Raw genomic sequence first — 16,428 nt, forward strand, 5'->3', positions numbered from 1 at the left:
TGGTTGCATCGGGGGCGATGACCGACACCGCAGCACGGGCCGCGTCCCGGTGGGCGCTGGCCGAGGAACGCGCACGGCTCGTGCTCGACGCGCAGCCGCCGCGCCGCCTGCCCATCGCCACGCTGACCGTCGCGTTCGCAGCAGCGGTCCTCGCGCTGATCGCCGCTGCACTCGTGTTCGCACCGGACTCAGACGGACGCTGGGTGGCGGCGACCGTCGGGGGCGGCGTCGGCTTCGCGGTCGTCATCCTCGACTCGAGCCGGACGTTCCGATCGAGCCGACACCCCGAGCGACTCCCCGTGACCCGGTCGCTGTCGGGCCGTGAGCGGCATGCCGTCGACCGGGCGATCCGGGGACGTGTGGACGCTCCCGACGAACGGCTGGACGTGGTGCGCGCGACCGCGGTGCAGTCGAGCAGCGGCCGCGCCCTGCTGTCCACCGGCGGCGGGCTCGTCCTCCTGACCTCGGTCGCGGTCTCGAACATCCTCTTCTGGCCGCTCTACCTCGCCGCCGCGATCGCCGCCGCCGTCGCGGTCGGGTTCGGGTTCCGCGACGTCGTCGTCGCACGTCGGTACCTCGCCGGCGACCCTGTGGATCCCCGCAGCGGACCGTTGCCGGATCGCAACCGCGCCACGCGTTCGGGGCGTAGCGCCGGTTCCTAGCCGATCCATAGAATCCGAGACCATGAGCGTGCTGTTGTACGGGGCCGGCGTGGTCCTGCTGGTCTTCGCCCTGATCGACATCCTGACGAAGACCGACGACCAGATCCGTGGGCTCCCGAAGTTCGCCTGGGTGCTCCTCGTGGTCCTCGTCCCCGTCGTCGGCAGCATCGTCTGGTTCGCCGTCGGACACGACTGGGCGCCGGGCGAGCGGAACCACGGCCGGTACCTCGAGCCGGCTCGCCACGAAGACCGGTACGCCACGCTCGGCGATGCCCGCAACGCACACGGCGACAAGCGGGTGAGCGGCACGGAGCAGGAGCTCGCCGAGCTCGAGCGCGAGATCGAGTACTGGGAGGCCCAGGCGCGCCTCAAGCGGGCAAAGGAAGCCGCAGGCGAGGGCGAGCCGACCACCGGGACCTGACCCGCGCCTCCCGACGCGCGCCGCGTCCCTGACGGACGCACCGTGCGAGGTCCCGCCCGCCGTGCGACCCGCAGCCCGTCCCACGGAGCCAAGAACCTCGCACACTGCCCGCACCCGCGGGCCCGTACCGACCACCCGGCCACGCCGCCTACCCTTGACGAGTGGCTCATCTCCTCGGCGCCGAGAACCTGCATCTCGAGTTCCCCACCAAGGTCGTCTTCGACAACGTCACCCTCGGCATCGACGAGGGCGACCGCATCGGCGTCGTCGGCCGGAACGGCGACGGCAAGTCGACCCTCCTCGCCCTGCTGTCCCAGCGCCTCGAACCGGACGGCGGCCGCGTCACGCACCGCCGCGGCCTGACCGTCGGGTACCTCGACCAGCGCGACATCCTGCCCGCGGGCGAGACGGTCGGCACCGTCGTCGTGGGCGACCTCGCCGAGCACGAGTGGGCCGGCGACCCGAAGATCCGCGACATCATCGGCGGCCTCGTGTCGGACATCCCGTGGGACGTGTCGGTGGACGAGCTGAGCGGTGGCCAGCGCCGCCGTGTCGCCCTCGCGAGGCTGCTCGTCGGCGACTGGGACGTCCTCTTCCTCGACGAGCCCACGAACCACCTCGACGTCGAGGGCATCCAGTGGCTCGCCGAGCACATCAACCGCCGGTGGTCCGCGAACCAGGGCGGAATGGTGGTCGTGACGCACGACCGGTGGTTCCTCGACGCGGTGTCGACCGACACGTGGGAGGTCCACGACGGCGTCGTCGACCCGTTCGAGGGCGGCTACGCGGCGTACATCCTCCAGCGCGTCGAGCGTGACCGGCAGGCCGCCGCGAGCGAGCAGCGCCGGCAGAACCTGGCCCGCAAGGAGCTCGCATGGCTCCGCCGCGGCGCCCCGGCCCGCACGAGCAAGCCGAAGTTCCGCATCGACGCGGCGAACGCCCTCATCGACGACGTGCCGCCGATCCGCGACACGGTCGCCCTCGCGAAGACCGCCACCGCGCGCCTCGGCAAGGACGTCGTCGACCTGCTCGACGTGAGCGTCTCGTTCGACGGCACCGAGATCCTCGACCGCATCGAGTGGCGGATCGCGCCGGGGGAGCGCACCGGCATCCTCGGCCCGAACGGCGCCGGCAAGTCGACGCTCCTCAGCCTCGTGTCCGGACGCCTGCAGCCCACGAGCGGCCGCGTCAAGACCGGCAAGACCGTGCAGGTCGCCGTCCTCGACCAGCAGCTCGCCGACCTCGCGCAGTTCGCCGACGACCGCGTCCGCGAGGTCATCGCCCGCAAGAAGACGAGCTACGTCGCCGACGGCAAGGAGATGACGCCGTCCCAGCTGCTCGAGCGGCTCGGCTTCACCTCGGCGCAGCTCTCCACGCCGGTGAAGGACCTCAGCGGTGGCCAGAAGCGCCGCCTGCAGCTCATGCTCATCCTGCTCGACGAGCCGAACGTGCTCATCCTCGACGAGCCCACGAACGACCTCGACACCGACATGCTCACCGCCATGGAGGACCTGCTCGACACCTGGCCCGGCACCCTCCTCGTCGTGAGCCACGACCGGTACCTGCTCGAGCGCGTGACCGACCAGCAGTACGCCGTGCTCGGCGGGCACCTGCGGCACCTGCCGGGCGGCGTCGACGAGTACATGCGGCTCCGTGCGGCCGGCACCGGTGGCGGGACCGCGTCAGCGGCTGCCGCCGCGTCTGCCGGGAGGCCCGACACGGCTGGCGGGACCGGCTCGGCCGGTGCTGTGGCCGGGTCCACCGCCACGGCCGGTCCCGGCACGTCGGCCGCGGCCGCCTCGGGTTTGTCGGGTGCGGAGCGTCGGACGGCCGAGAAGGAGATGTCGGCGCTCGACCGCAAGATCGCGAAGGTCGGTGCCGACCGGAAGCAGCTGCTCGACCAGTTCGCGACGCACGACCAGTCGGACTACGCGGGTCTCGGGGAGCTGCAGTCTCGCCTGGCCGCTCTGGAATCCGAGGTCGAGCAACTCGAGGAGCGCTGGCTCGAGGTCGCGGAGCAGCTCGGGGTCTGAGCGGGTCTACTCCGCTGGCTTCGCGTCCTCGGGGGCCCCGCCGCCGGGATTCGCGACGACTTCCCACAGGTGCCCGTCGGGGTCCTGGAAGAACCCGGACCACATGCCCCACGGCCGCGTGTACGGCGGCGCGAGCATCGTCGCGCCGGCGGCCCGCGCGCGGTCGAGGAACGCCTCGGCGTCGGCCTGGCTGTCCACGAAGTGCCCGATCGTGCTGCTCGGCGCGGTCGCCAGGACGGTCCCGGAGTCCTTCGCCATGTCGTCGCGGCCGTACACGCTGACGATGAGTCCGTCGTCGAGCGTGAACATCGCCGTGGTGCCGCCCGCCTCGGTGTCGGTCGCGGGGTACTCGGTGCCGATCACCCCGCTGCCGTCGACCCCGAGCAGGGCGCGGTAGAACTCCGCCGAGCGTGCGACGTCGGCGACGGCCAGGGTGATCGCGTGCATGGGCCGGAGGCTACCCCCGCAGCGCCGGAGCGTGTCCGCCGCACCGCCACAACGCCGCTGCCAGGGCGTCGATCTCCTTCCGCGCGCCCGGGTCGCTCGTGCCCTCGGCGAAGACCGTGAACACGATGCGGTCCCCGCCGACCTCATCGGTCACCCCGGTCAGGCCGTACATGTCGTCGAGCGTCCCGGTCTTGCCCCGGACGTGCCCGCGGGCGTCCGCTGCGGCGCCGGTGAAGCGGCCGTCGTCGCCGAGCGTGCCCGTCCGTCCCGCGACCGCGAGCCCGGCGTCGACCGGACCGAGGCCGTCCTGCTTCGAAGCGACGGCGCGCATCAGCGTGGTGAGCGCCGAGGCGGGTACGCGATTGTCCGGGCTGAGGCCCGAGCCGTCGACGAGGCGCAGGCCTCCGGTCGGTACCCCGTACCGCACCAGGGCCTTCGTGCTCCCGGCCTGCACGGCGTCGAAGGAGCGGCCGGCACCCTCGGCGATGGCGACGTGGCGGGCGAGCACCTCGGCGAGGGTGTCGTCGGAGTCCGTCAGCAGCATCCCGACCAGTTCCGACACCGTCGCCGACCGCACGGTCCCGAGCACCTGCGCGCCGGACGGCGCCGGCACCGAGGTCGTGTCCACCCGGACGTCCGGCCCGAGGAGTGCCGCGAACGCCGTCGCCGCGCGCGCGACCGCCCCGGCGCTCCGCAGCGAGTACGACTCGGTCGGGTCGTCGCGGTCGCCGTCGACCATGAGCGACGTGATGTTCGAGACGCTGCCGCTGGTCCGGGCGCTCTCCGGCCAGCTCAGGTGCCACGCCGGCCCGTCGAACAGGCTGGTGTCGACCTGCACCGAGGTCACCGGCTGGCCCGCACGAGCCTCGAGCACCTGCCGCGCCAGGTCGTCGAGGTGCGGTGCGTGCGGGTAGACGCTGTCCTGACCGGACGGCAGCCGGCTCAGGGTCGGGTCACCGCCGCCGACCAGCACGACCGCGCCCGGATCGGTGCCCGCGACGACCCGGGTCGTGAACCGGTGGTCGGGCCCGAGCGCGGACACCGCCGCGGCTGCCGTCACGACCTTCATCGTGCTGCCGGTCTGCGTCGGCTCGTCACCCCGGTGCGTCAGGACCGTCTTCCCCGTCCGGGCCGATCGCGCGTCGAGGAACAGCGCACCGTGGTGCCAGCGGGCGGCGAGGTCGTCCGCGGTGCAGAGCTCGCCCGCCGCCTTCGCCTGGCGCTGCGCACCGATGGCCGAGGTCGTGGCCGTGATGCCCGCCGCCAGCAGCAGGAGCACCAGCACGAAGAGCAGGGTGGAGCGGCGGCGACGGATGAGGGCGCGGAGTCTGGGCACGTCGATCATCGTGGCCGGAGCCGGCTTCGTCGCACATCGACCCGACGACCGAAGCCCGGCCCGTGGACTCGGCCGAACGGATGAAGCCGCGCGGCGGTCGGATCAGTCGCCGAGCCCGAGGATGAGGCGTCGGAGCAACCCCGACAGCTGGTCCTGCTCGGTGTCGGACACCCCCGCGAGGATGGCCCGCTCGGCGGCGAGCAGGTCCGCGATCGCGGCGTCCACCGCTGCACGCCCGTCGGCGGTCAACGACACGAGGATCCCCCGGCCGTCCTTCGGGTCGGTCCGACGCGCGACGAGCCCGCGGGCAGCCAGCCGGTCCACCCGGTTCGTCATCGTGCCGCTCGACACCAGCGTCTGCTGGAGGAGCGTCTTCGGGCTCAGCTCGTACGGCTCACCCGCCCGCCGCAGTGCCGACAGGACGTCGAACTCCCACGGCTCGACGTCGCTCGCGTCGAACGCCGCCCGTCGTGCACGGTCGAGGTGTCGGGCGAGCCGGTCGACGCGGGACAGGACCTCGAGCGGGCCGAAGTCCAGGTCGGCGCGCTCGCGACCCCACGCCGCGACGATGCGGTCGACCTCGTCCTCCTGCGGCATCCCACCATCTTGGCGGAAGCAGGGGCTGCACGGCCAGCCGCCGCGGTCGTGGGAGGATGGACGGGCGCCTCCGTGCGCGTTCCGCCTTGGTGTAATGGCAGCACGACGGCCTTTGGTGCCGTTAGGTCCGGGTTCGAATCCTGGAGGCGGAGCCGGACACCCAGCGGGCAGGATCGCTCAGCGCGCCCCCGGCGCCCCCGCCACCCGCTCGAGGATCCCGTCCAGCGCCGATCGATCCCAGAACGACCCCGCCCGGACCACCCCGTCGATGCGCCCCAGCGCCGTGTGACTCGTCATCGGATCGGCGGCGAGCAGCACCGCATCCGCCCGTGACCCGGGGGCCAGGCGTCCGGTTTCGGTCTCGAGCCCGAGGAACCGCGCCGCGTCGGACGTCGCCGTCCGGAGGATCTGCAGGGGTCCCAGACCGGCGTCGGCGAGGTACCCGAACTCGTCGTGGAGCGCGAAGCCCGGGATCACCCCGGCGGCACCGTCGGCATCCGTCCCGGCGAGCATCGGGACGCCCGCACCGGCCAGGAGCCCGACGAGGCGCAGTTGGGCCGCCCAGTGCGACTCGAGGGCGTCCCGGGTCTCCGTCGGGAGGCCGGCGAACTTCCGGCCGGACCGGTCCCACGAGCGGAGCTCCCCGGGTGCGATGTAGCGGCGACGGTCGTCGTGTCGGTGCTCCGGCGCGTTCGGGAACTGCTGCGTGTGCAGGCGGACAAGGGTTGGGCACTGCCAGGTCTCGTGCTCGACGAAGAGCGCTGCCAACTCCTGGGCGGCCTCCTCGTCGAACGTGTCGTCGGCGAGGGTGAGCGCGCGGGCGGACGAGTCCGAGGTCCTCGTGGCCGGGTTCACCACGATGCCGCGGATCACGCGACCGATGACGCGGTCCATGCCCGGCAGCCTGACCGTGGGGATCTTCAGCGTGCGAGCCGCTCCGACCGCGGATCGCACCTCGGCCTCGCTGGAGGACGTCGCGGCGAACACGGTCGCGCCGGGCCCGAGGTGCTCGATCGCTCGCATGCCTCCCCGGGACGCTTCGCGCGGGTCCACGTCGTTCGGGAGGTGTCCTGCGAGCGGGACACCGAGCCGACCTGCCTCAGCGAGTGCTGCGAGGAACGCATCGCGCCCGACGAGGGCCGCCTTGACGAAGTCGGCACCCTGGGCGTGCTGGTCACGGACGGTCGCGACGGCGGTCTCCGCGGTCGACGCGTTCACCGGGGTGAGGAGGTCCCCCGGCGTGGCGAGGAGTGCCGGTGCGCCGAGCGGTGCGGGCAGTGCACCCGCGGCCCGGGCTGCCAGCAGGGCGGGCGATCCCGACATCTGGCGGAACCCGACCACCCCGTTCGCGAGCATCAGTGCGTAGGCGCCGTCGACGTCGTCCGGGGAGTTGAGCGGGTGGGCGTGCATGTCCGCGAAGCCCGGCACCAGGAACCGGCCGCGTCCGTCGACGACCTGCTGGCCCGCGGCCGTCCCGGTCTGCGACGTGGCGGACACCGACGCGATGGTCGCGCCGGTGAACCGCACGTCCTGCCCGGCCGTGGCGGTCCCGTCGAGCGGGTCGACGACGGTGACGTCGCGGATGACGACGTCGTGGTCGGCGGTGGGTGCGGTGACGTAGCGGCTCATGCGCGGTCTCCGTCCCGGACGCCGCGATCGTGGCCGTCGAGCCAGTCCTGCTCGGCGGCTTCCACCGCCTCGACGGACCCGGGCCGGTCCGTGCCGGGCAGGTCGTCGGCGATTCGGTGACCGGTCGCCCCGAGGACCGTCGCGAGCCATCGGTACGACGGCCGACGGTCGTCGACCGCGACGGAGGACAGGTCCGGCACGGTGCCGGGAACGGTCGGTGTCACCGTGTCGGATTCGTAGACGCACGTCATCGCGGCCAGCCGCCAGCCGGTGCCGGTCCGGCGTGCGCGGTACAGCAGCCGGACGCGGGAGGCCAGGTCGACCTCGGCGCCGCCCAGTCCGGCGCGGACCTCGATGACCGCCGGTGCGGCGACGATCGCGCGGTCACCGAGGAGGTCGACGACCGGCGGGCTCATCCGGTGTGTGGCGGCCGTCCCACCGGCGGCCATCGCGATCGACCCCGCGACGAAGTCCCGCGCGCTGCCGTCGAACCAGCTGATGCGCACGCGGCCGTCCGGCTCCCACGCGTCACGCATGCGGTCCCACAGCCCGCGGTCCCGCCCCTGGCGTTCGCGCAGCACGAGCTGACTGATGTCGGTGACGTCGTCCACGATCTGCTCCTTCGTCCGGGGGCCGAGCGTAGGACGGCGCGAGAGCGGTCCGGCGTGGGTTTCCACTCAGCGGAACACGGCGTCGGCGGTAGGGTGCAGCGGTGGGCGACACTCGCACGGGGACGGTCGGTCGGGCCTTCGCGATCCTGGGGTGCTTCGACGACCGCCATCCGACGCTGACGCTGAGCGAACTCGCGCGTCGCTGTGGCCTGCCCGTCAACTCGACGCTGCGGATCGCGCGGAGCCTGGTCGCCGAGGGCGCCCTCGAACGCCGGGCCGACGGCCGGTTCACGATCGGGCTGCGCCTGTACGAACTGTCGTCCCTCGCCCCGCGGGGCGTGGGGCTCCGCCAGGCCTCCCTGCCGTACCTCCAGGACCTGCACGACCTGACGGGACAGCACGCCATGCTCAGCGTCCGTGAGGGGGACGAGGCGGTCCTCGTCGAGCGCGTCTCGCCCAAGCGCGGGACCCGGAGCGTCGACTACCGGGTCGGTGGCCGGATGCCCCTCGCGGCGACCGGCGGCGGACTCGTCCTGCTCGCGTTCGCGCCCGACGAGGTCCAGGAGCGTGCGATCACGACGTTCGACGTGCGGACCTCGGTCGACGAGGTGACGTCGGCGGTCGAGCTCCGCCGGTACCTGTCGGCCGTCCGTCGGACGGGTGCCGCCGTCGGTTCGCAGCGGTCCCCGCGTGCGCTCGTCGCGGCGGGTGCGCCGATCCGGGACGCCTCGGGCGTCGTCGCGGCCCTCTCGATCGTGATGCCGGCCGGGCACGCCGAGCCGAGCACCGTCGTGCCCGCGTTGCACGCGTGCGCACGGGCGATCACGCGCGACGCGACGCGCTGACCCGCTCGCGCCGTGCCGTGGTCCGGCACCGCGTCGGACGGGAGGCGCGGTGCCGGCCCGCACCGCGCCTCCCGTCAGATGCCGGGCCCTTCGCCGGCGGCCCCACCGCTGCCATACTGGCGGCATGACGATGGCGCAGCCCGTCATCGGGCGCGAGCGGGAGGGCTCCGCCCTGCGGGACGCCCTCCGCGACGTCCACGACGGCGGCTCCGCGTTCGTCATCGACGGTGAGGCCGGGATCGGCAAGTCGACGCTGGTCGCCGACCTGGTCCGCCACGCGACCGGCCTCGGCGTCCGACGGCTCTCGACCGCGGGGACCCTCGCCGAGTCGGCCGAGCCCTACGCCGCGCTCCACCTGCTCCTGTACCCGTTGCGCATCGGGATCGCCGACCTGCCCGCACCGCAGCGTCGTGCGCTCGAGGTCGCGTTCGGTCTCGCGACGGGGATCCAGCCCTCGCCGCTGCTCGCCGGGCTGGCGGCGCTGACGCTGGTCTCCGACGCCGCCTCGGAGGGCCCGATCCTGGTCGTCGCCGAGGACCTGCACTGGATGGACGCCGCGTCCGAGTGGGCGATCCGGATGATGGCCCGGCGGGTCGACCAGGACCCGATCGTCATGGTGATCACGACCCGGAACACCGAGAGCGCGGACGACCCCGCGGTCCGGCGCCTCCACCTGACGCCGCTCGACGAGTCGGACGCCGGCCGCCTGCTCGACGCCGTCCCCGGGGCGCCGATGGGCCAGGCGCGACGTGACCTGGTGCTCCGCGCCGAGGGGAACCCGCTCGCGCTGCACGAACTCAGCCGCACGACACCGGGGGACCGGACCCGCGACCGTCCCGTGGTGGGCCGGGTGGAGCAGGAGTTCGCCGCGCGGTACGCGGAGCTGGACCATCCCGTCCGGCTGGCCATCCTCGCCGTCGCCCTGTCCGGTGGTACCGGCGCCGAGGAAGCCGCGCGGGTGGCCGCCCGGACGCTCGGGAGGTTCCCGCCGCCGACGTGGACGGAGCAGGCCTCGGCGTCGTCGCTGCTCGAGTGGGTGGCGCCCCGCGCGATCCGGTTCCGGCACCCGCTCGTGCAGTCGGCGGTCCTCACCGCCGCGTCGCCGACGGAGCGCACCGCGGTCCTGCGTTCCCTGGTCCTCGAGCACGACCACGACCCCGCGCGCACGGTCTGGTGGCGGGCCGAGCTGGCGACCGGACACGACGACGACCTCGCGGACGAGATCGCCGCGATCGGCGACGAGCGATCGGCGATGTCCGACCCGTTCGTCGCGAGCCGGGCGTACGAGCGCTCGGCCGAGCTGACCTCGGACGTCGCCCGACGCGTCGGCCGGCGGATCCTCGCGGCGGAGCACGCCGGGCTGTCCGGACGGCTCGCGGACGCCTCGCTCCTGGTGCAGCGAGCGTGCGACGAGGCGCCCGACCGGCTCCTCGCAGCACGCGCCGCCTTCGTCGCCGAGACCCTGCCCACCGGTCGGACCGGGCTCGCGGTGGGCGACCTCGGGCCGGCCCTGCACGCCGTCTCCGAGATGCAGCAGGGCGGCGGGGTCGACCACGCCACCGCGGCGCTGCTGCACCTCGCCGCGATCGCCTGGGACCACACCGCCGAACCGGACCCGGGCGACCCGATGCTCGTCGTGGTCGAGGCGCTCGCCCTGCCGGACGACGACCCCCGGTCGATCCTGCTCGCGGCCCGGACCGAGCCGGTGGTGCGTGGCGACCGTGTGCTGGAACGCGCGCTCGCCGCCGCACCCACCGCCGAGGACGAGGGCTCCGCCTGGTACCTCGGGTACGCGCTCAACCTCGTCGGGGAGATCGAGACGGCACGTGTCCTCCTCGACCGTGCCGTCCGGAGCATGCGGGCGCGTGGTGACCTGCGCACCTTCCCGCAGGCGCTCATGGGGACCTCGATGACCACGTTCCTCGGTGGGGACCTCGCGCGGGCGCGGGTCCTCGCCGAGGAGGCCTCCTCGCTCGGACGGGACCTCGGTGACGACGGCTTCACCGCCGCGACCCGGTGCGCGCTCGCGTGGTTCGACGCGCTCGACGGCAAGCATCCGGACCCCGAACGGATCGCGGGCGGAACGGCTGCCGGGGCGCAGGTGCTCCGGTCGAGTGCGATGCGCGCGACCCTGCTCGGCGCTGCGGGGGCGGCGTCCCTGGTGTCCGGTCGCGCGGCCGAGGCGCTCGAGTCCGTCCGGGCCCTGGCCGATCCGGACCACGACGCGTTCAACCCGATGTTCGCCGTCATCACCTCGCACGACTTCGTCGACGCCGCGCTGGAGTCGGGCAACCGGGCCGACGCCGAGCAGCGGGCGGCGGACCTCGAGCGGCTCCACGCCCGCTGGCACGCGCCGATCGTCCGCGCCGCGCTCGACCACGCGCGGCTCGCACTCGTCCCCGACGCCGACCTCGAACCGGCGTGGGCGTCCGTGCAGCACCAACGGTGGCCGGTGCCGTACGTGCAGGCCCGTGCACTGCTCCGCCTCGGCGGCCGCCTGCGCCGGGCGGGTCGGCGGGACACCGCCCGTGCCGCCCTGCACGCCGCCCTCGAGCTGTTCGAGTCGATGCCCGCGCCGGCGTGGGCGGACCGGACGCGTGACGCCATCCGGGCGACCGGGCAGCGGGTGGTGGCCGCGGGGCACGGCGGCGTCGAACTGCTCACGCCCCAGGAGCTCCGGGTCTGCACGCTCGCGGCACGGGGACTGAGCAACCGGGCGATCGGCGAGCACCTGTTCGTCTCCCCACGGACGGTGGGGGCGCACCTGTACGCCGCGTTCCAGAAGCTCGGGATCTCGGCCCGGCAGGAACTCGCCGCGGCCCTGGCGGCCGGCTCGTCCGGCGACTAGGTCATCCGGCAACGCATCTCGGTCACCGTGACCGATGTGCACCTCCACCGCGCGCCCCTAGCGTCGTCAGCGCCACCAGGCACCGCCCTCGACGAAGCAGGTCCGCGCCTCCCGCTGCGGACCCGGAAGGACCGCACCATGCCCGGATCACCCACCATCGTCCTCGTCCACGGAGCATTCGCCGACGCCTCCAGCTGGGCCCCGGTGACGAGGCTCCTCCTCGACCAGGGTCACCACGTCCTCGTCCCGCCCGTCTTCAACCGCAGCCTCTCCGGCGACGCGGCCTACATCCGGTCCTTCGTCGAGCAGATCGACGGACCGGTCCTGCTCGCCGGGCACTCGTACGGCGGCGCGATCCTGACCGTGGCCGGTGTCGCCGAGAACGTCGTCGGCCTCGTCTTCGTCGCCGCGTACGCGCTCGAGGAGGGCGAGAGCCTCGGGGCCCTGCAGGGCGGCTTCCCGGACAGCGACCTCGCCGCGAACCTCGTGTACGCGCCCTACCCCGTGGACGGCGGCGAGCCCGGCACGGACGTCTCCGTCGCCGTCGACGCCTTCCCCGCCGTCTTCGCGGACGGGCTCGCACTGGCCGAGGCGCAGGTGCTCGCGGTGTCGCAGCGTCCGCTCTCCGCCGTCGCGTTCGGCGAGCCGGCATCGGCGGCTGCGTGGAAGACCAAGCCGTCCTGGGGCATCGTCTCCAGCGCCGACCACACCATCAACCCCGACGTCGAGCGCTTCGGGTACCAGCGCGCCGGCGTCCGCGAGGTCGTCGAGATCGACGCCCCCCACCTCGTGATGCAGACCCACCCCGCCGAGGTCGCCGCGGTCATCACCACCGCCCTCGCCGCGGTCAGCTGACCCCGGCCCCTCGACCGACCGACCGAGAACCACCGAACAACCACAGGGAGACCACCATGGGATACGTGACCACCGACGACGGTGCAGAGATCTACTTCAAGGACTGGGGGAGCCACGACGCGCAGCCGATCGTGTTCCACCACGGCTGGCCGCTGTCCTCGGACGACTGGGACGCGCAGATGCTGTACTTCCTGGCCGAGGGCTACCGCGTCATCGCCAGCGACCGCCGCGGCCACGGACGCTCGTCGCAGATCGGCACCGGCCACGACATGGACCACTACGCGAGCGACGTCTCCGCCGTGGTCGAACACCTCGACCTGCACGACGCGATCCACATCGGCCACTCGACCGGTGGCGGCCAGGTCGCCCGGTACGTCGCCCAGTACGGCCAGCCGCAGGGCCGGGTCGCCAAGGCCGTCCTCGTCGCGGCGGTGCCGCCGCTCATGGTCACGACCGAGGCGAACCCCGACGGCACCGACATCTCGGTCTTCGACGGGTTCCGCGAGGCGCTCGCCGCCAACCGTGCCGAGTTCTTCCAGGCCGTCGCCTCCGGCCCGTTCTACGGCTTCAACCGTGACGGTGCGACGCCGTCGGAGCCGGTCATCGCGAACTGGTGGCGTCAGGGCATGACGGGCAGCGCCCTCGCGCACCTCGAGGGCATCAAGGCGTTCTCGGAGACCGACCAGACGGAGGACCTCAGGGCCATCACCGTCCCGGTCCTCGTCCTGCAGGGTGACGACGACCAGGTCGTGCCGTACCGGGACGCGTCGCTGAAGCAGGCGGAGCTCCTCGCCGACGCCACGCTCAAGATCTACGAGGGGTACCCGCACGGCATGCTGACGACCGACGCAGACGTCGTCAACCCGGACATCCTCGCGTTCCTCCGGAGCTGAGAGCACCGACGCTGCGGACGCAGCGTCCCGGACTGGAGGCGCGGTGCGGGTGAGCTGATCGGCTCACCCGCACCGCGCCTCCAGTCCGTCACCGGTCCGTCACCGGTCCGTCGCGGGCGCCGCGTCGTCGACGACCGCGAGTCCGTTGAGGGTGCGGGGGTACCCGATGAACGGCACCAGGACGGTGAGCACGTCGAGCAGGTCCCGGCGGTGGTTGCCGACGGCGAGGTTGCCGGCGACGTGCCCGCGGACCTGCGCGTCGGCGCCACCGAGCGCGACGAGCATCGCGAAGGTGACGAGCTCGCGGGTCCGGAGGTCCAGCCCGCCGCGGGCCACCGTGTCGCCGAAGCAGTTGCCGGAGAGGAACCGCTGGAAGTGCACCGTGTCGGGCGACGCGGCGTCGTACATCCGGTCGACCCGGTCGGCGCCGACGATCCGTCCCTGCACCTCGCGCCCGCGGGCCAGTCGCGTCTCGGGGGCGGTCGTGCGCTGATCAGGCAGGGGGAGCGCGACGCCGCGGGCGACGAGCGCGTCGTCGGTGATCGTGAGGAAGTCGACGGTGCGGGCGAAGCCGACGTAGGCGACTGCCTGGTACACGACCTCCTTCGCCTCGACGGGGGCGACCTCGTTCGCGAGCGCGGCTTCGAGGAGGACCGCGAACTCGGTGTGCGCACCGACGGCGATCGTCGCGCCGAGCTGGACGAGGAGTCGGTCGTGCCGGGTGATCGCGACGTCGCGCAGGGTCTCGTCGAGGGCGAAGTCGGCGAAGGACGCCGCGAACCCCGGGTCGGTCTCGGCGAGGGTCGAGGTGTGGTCCGGGAAGAGCTGGGCGTGCTCGCGCTGGGCTGCTGGGTTCGCTGGCATGCCCTCGACGCTAGGACCGGGGTCGCCTCCGTGGGAGGGGACGCTGGGACACCCTCCGGCAGGGCACCCCTCCGCGAGCGCGAGCGGTTCGGATGGGCTCAGGACGACGGTCCGGCGACGACCCGACGGTCCCGCACGGCCCAGGGCAGCAGGAGCCCGGCGAGCACCCCGCCCCCGAGGTCGGCGGCCAGGTCCCCGATCGTGTCCTCGTACCCGACGTAGATCGTGGGGTCGAGGAAGGTGTGCCCGAGGAACTCGAACATCTCCCAGACGGATCCGATCGCCAGCGACAGCACACCCGCGACGACGACCGCCTGGACCCGACCGACCCGGTCGCCCGTGCGCAGCACCCCGGTGTCGCTCGCGATCACCCAGAGCACCGCGGTCAACGCGGCGAGCAGTACGAAGTGCACGACCTTGTCCCACAGGAACACCGACGTGTACCAGCCGAGGACGCTGCTCCACCCGGCGACGAGCGCCAGTGCGCACACGGCGGTGTCGACAGCCGGTCGGAGTCCGAGCACGCGGGGGACGACGACCCCGAGCAGTGCGAGCAGGAGCACGGCGAACGCGATCCAGCCCCACCCGATCGTGGCGACCGGCAGGCTCACCAGCGTCACCGCACGGACGGCGTCGGCGACGACCTCGGCGCCGCGGGGTCGGCGGAGGAACGTCGCACCGAGCCGGTCGATCACGCGGTGGTCCGCGGTGGTCGTGGTCACGCTGCCTCCCACCGGAGCACGGCCTGCACGGCGGCGTGGTCGGACGGCCACACCCCGCTCGGTCGGCGCGTCGACACGGCCGCCGCCGACACGGAGGCACGCACCCCGTCGGCACCGCGGGCCAGGATCCAGTCGATCCGGCGTCCGCCCTGGCGGGGAGCGCGGTACCCGAGGTGCGTGCCCCACTGCTCGGACTCGTGCGAGGCCGCCGCCGTCCAGGTGTCCGCGAACCCCGCGTCGGTGAGGACCCGGTGCGGAGCACTGTCGGCGGGGGCGTTCGCGTCGCCGAGCACGACGACCGGGAGCCCGGCGTCGTCCGCCCACCGGACGAGGAGCTGCGCCGACCGCCGGCGTGCCCGGGGCGACGCGACGTCGAGGTGCACGGACACGGCGAGGAAGCGCGTGCCGGTGACGCGGTCCTCGAGCCGGAGGCCGACGGCGATCCGGGGGAACAGGGTGCCCCACGACCGGCTCCCGATCCGCTCCGGCCGGCGGGACAGCGCCCGGACGTGCTCGCCGGTGATCCGCAGACGGTCGGTGTCGACGAGCATCCCGACGCGCTCCCCGTCGCCACGGCGCCCGCGACCTCGGAGCACCGCGGTCCACCGGGGCTGCAACCGATCCGTGAGCCAGCGCTCCTGGTCGGGCAGGACCTCCTGCAGGGCGGCGAGGTGCGGGGACTCGGACCCGAGCAGCTCGAGCACGGCACCGCGGCGGTGCGTCCAGGCGTCGGGGTGGTCGGTCCGACGGTGCGGGACGCGGCGGCGGACGTTGAGGGACAGGACGTGCAGGTCCGGGGCGGACCGCGGCCCGACGAGCGGGGAGTCGCTCACGACGCCGGCACCTCCTCGAGCGGCTCCACGACGTCCGGCCCGAGGGCGCGCTCGACCACGGCACCGGGCACGGCACGGGGCGTCGCCCAGCAGCGCCGCACGGCCCGGACGACCGGCAGGATCCGGAACCCGCCGAGCGCCAGTGTCCGGAGCGCCTTCCGCGTGCGCACGACGAGGCCGGGCAGATCGCGGACGGGCTCGCCCGACACGGACATCACGAGGGAACGGTCGAGGACCACCGGCCACGCGGGATCGAGCTGCACGGACAGGTCGACGTCGTCGTGGACGTCGGCGTCGTACCGGTGCACGCGGGACCGGACGGCCTCCCAGGCGCGGCGTCGGATGACCAGGTTCGAACCGAACAACGGCGGCCGCCACAGTGCCGCCGTCATCAGGGCGAAGTAGGCGCGCATGTACGCCACGTGCCAGAACGCCCGCTCCAGACGACCGAGCCCGCGGAACTCGCCCGGCCCGGTCACCGCCACGACGCGGTCGTCGTCGAAGTGCCGGAGCGCTCGCTCGAGCCAGTCCGGACCCGGGCAGGAGTCCGAGTCCAGCCGGGCGATCAGGGTGCCCGTCGCCGCGTCGTAGCCCCGGGACGCCGCCGCGGCGATCGCGCGGACGGGTTCGTGCAGCACGCGGGCACCGGCCTGGGAAGCGACGGCCGCGCTGTCGTCCGAGCTGCCGTTGTCGACGACGACCACCTCGTCGGGCAGCCGCGTCTGGCGAGCCAACGCCGCGAGGCACCGGCGGAGCTGGTCCGCGTCGTCGAGGACCGGCACGACGACGGTGACGGTGTCGGGGCGGCGCATGCGACCACCCAACCAGGCCG

The 16,428-nt window shown here is 73.7% G+C and carries 16 protein-coding genes, 1 tRNA gene and 1 pseudogene; 9 read left to right on the forward strand and 9 right to left on the reverse strand.

Annotation, left to right across the window (positions count from 1 at the left end; all coding sequences use genetic code 11):
- Window positions 1–17 precede the first annotated feature (17 nt).
- From JSX79_RS13800 to JSX79_RS13810, 4 genes and pseudogenes are all read left to right on the forward strand, one after another.
- A complete protein-coding gene (locus JSX79_RS13800; RefSeq protein ID WP_229086707.1) occupies window positions 18–662 on the forward strand; it encodes a hypothetical protein in 645 nt (214 codons plus the stop codon).
- Window positions 663–684: 22 nt separating this feature from the next.
- Window positions 685–1,083, forward strand: coding sequence for a PLDc N-terminal domain-containing protein (locus JSX79_RS13805; protein WP_070416948.1), 399 nt, complete (start codon window positions 685–687; stop codon window positions 1,081–1,083).
- A gap of 161 nt (window positions 1,084–1,244) precedes the next feature.
- Window positions 1,245–1,713 (forward strand): annotated as a pseudogene (locus JSX79_RS18865) (ATP-binding cassette domain-containing protein); the annotation flags it as partial.
- Window positions 1,714–1,769: 56 nt separating this feature from the next.
- Window positions 1,770–3,116, forward strand: coding sequence for an ABC-F family ATP-binding cassette domain-containing protein (locus tag JSX79_RS13810; protein ID WP_374475511.1), 1,347 nt, complete (start codon window positions 1,770–1,772; stop codon window positions 3,114–3,116).
- A 6-nt stretch (window positions 3,117–3,122) separates the two neighbouring features.
- Here the strand turns inward: JSX79_RS13810 and JSX79_RS13815 are convergent, their stop codons facing one another.
- From JSX79_RS13815 to JSX79_RS13825, 3 genes are all read right to left on the reverse strand, one after another.
- A complete protein-coding gene (locus JSX79_RS13815; RefSeq protein WP_229086709.1) occupies window positions 3,123–3,563 on the reverse strand; it encodes a VOC family protein in 441 nt (146 codons plus the stop codon).
- A 10-nt stretch (window positions 3,564–3,573) separates the two neighbouring features.
- On the reverse strand, window positions 3,574–4,899 hold the full coding sequence (locus tag JSX79_RS13820) for a D-alanyl-D-alanine carboxypeptidase (RefSeq protein WP_229086710.1): 1,326 nt from the start codon (window positions 4,897–4,899) through the stop codon (window positions 3,574–3,576).
- A gap of 102 nt (window positions 4,900–5,001) precedes the next feature.
- Window positions 5,002–5,496, reverse strand: a complete 495-nt coding sequence (locus JSX79_RS13825) for a MarR family winged helix-turn-helix transcriptional regulator (protein ID WP_070416944.1) — start codon at window positions 5,494–5,496, stop codon at window positions 5,002–5,004.
- Between the two features lie 80 nt (window positions 5,497–5,576).
- Here JSX79_RS13825 and JSX79_RS13830 point away from each other — a divergent pair.
- Window positions 5,577–5,648 (forward strand) — tRNA-Gln (locus JSX79_RS13830).
- 25 nt (window positions 5,649–5,673) lie between these two features.
- Here the strand turns inward: JSX79_RS13830 and JSX79_RS13835 are convergent.
- Window positions 5,674–7,125, reverse strand: coding sequence for an amidohydrolase family protein (locus JSX79_RS13835; protein ID WP_229086711.1), 1,452 nt, complete (start codon window positions 7,123–7,125; stop codon window positions 5,674–5,676).
- On the reverse strand, window positions 7,122–7,736 hold the full coding sequence (locus JSX79_RS13840; protein ID WP_229086712.1) for a nuclear transport factor 2 family protein: 615 nt from the start codon (window positions 7,734–7,736) through the stop codon (window positions 7,122–7,124). The genes JSX79_RS13835 and JSX79_RS13840 overlap by 4 nt, the downstream gene beginning before the upstream one ends.
- A 101-nt stretch (window positions 7,737–7,837) precedes the next feature.
- On the opposite strand from JSX79_RS13840, the gene JSX79_RS18725 reads away from it, so the two are divergent.
- The 4 genes from JSX79_RS18725 (at window position 7,838) to JSX79_RS13860 (ending at window position 13,177) form a co-directional block, all read left to right on the forward strand.
- Window positions 7,838–8,581, forward strand: coding sequence for an IclR family transcriptional regulator (locus JSX79_RS18725; protein WP_229086713.1), 744 nt, complete (start codon window positions 7,838–7,840; stop codon window positions 8,579–8,581).
- A 124-nt stretch (window positions 8,582–8,705) separates the two neighbouring features.
- On the forward strand, window positions 8,706–11,429 hold the full coding sequence (locus tag JSX79_RS13850; protein ID WP_229086714.1) for an AAA family ATPase: 2,724 nt from the start codon (window positions 8,706–8,708) through the stop codon (window positions 11,427–11,429).
- A gap of 138 nt (window positions 11,430–11,567) precedes the next feature.
- The gene (locus JSX79_RS13855) at window positions 11,568–12,284 is read left to right on the forward strand and encodes an alpha/beta fold hydrolase (protein ID WP_071295148.1); all 717 of its coding nucleotides are present in this window, start codon (window positions 11,568–11,570) and stop codon (window positions 12,282–12,284) included.
- Window positions 12,285–12,340: 56 nt separating this feature from the next.
- Window positions 12,341–13,177, forward strand: coding sequence for an alpha/beta fold hydrolase (locus JSX79_RS13860; RefSeq protein ID WP_229086715.1), 837 nt, complete (start codon window positions 12,341–12,343; stop codon window positions 13,175–13,177).
- Window positions 13,178–13,276: 99 nt separating this feature from the next.
- Here JSX79_RS13860 and JSX79_RS13865 read toward each other — a convergent pair whose 3' ends face one another.
- The 4 genes from JSX79_RS13865 to JSX79_RS13880 form a co-directional block, all read right to left on the reverse strand.
- A complete protein-coding gene (locus JSX79_RS13865) occupies window positions 13,277–14,041 on the reverse strand; it encodes a carboxymuconolactone decarboxylase family protein (protein WP_229086716.1) in 765 nt (254 codons plus the stop codon).
- Between the two features lie 98 nt (window positions 14,042–14,139).
- Window positions 14,140–14,763 (reverse strand): hypothetical protein, encoded by a 624-nt coding sequence (locus JSX79_RS13870; protein WP_083295052.1) that lies wholly within the window; start codon window positions 14,761–14,763, stop codon window positions 14,140–14,142.
- Window positions 14,760–15,596, reverse strand: coding sequence for an endonuclease/exonuclease/phosphatase family protein (locus tag JSX79_RS13875; protein WP_229086717.1), 837 nt, complete (start codon window positions 15,594–15,596; stop codon window positions 14,760–14,762). Before JSX79_RS13875 ends, JSX79_RS13870 begins: the two co-directional genes overlap by 4 nt.
- Complete coding sequence (locus JSX79_RS13880) at window positions 15,593–16,408, reverse strand: glycosyltransferase family 2 protein (protein WP_229086718.1); 816 nt, start codon at window positions 16,406–16,408, stop codon at window positions 15,593–15,595. Before JSX79_RS13880 ends, JSX79_RS13875 begins: the two co-directional genes overlap by 4 nt.
- Window positions 16,409–16,428 lie beyond the last annotated feature (20 nt).

It is taken from the genome of Curtobacterium sp. GD1 (genome assembly GCF_020882855.1).
In the GTDB taxonomy this organism is placed as follows: Bacteria; Actinomycetota; Actinomycetes; order Actinomycetales; family Microbacteriaceae; genus Curtobacterium.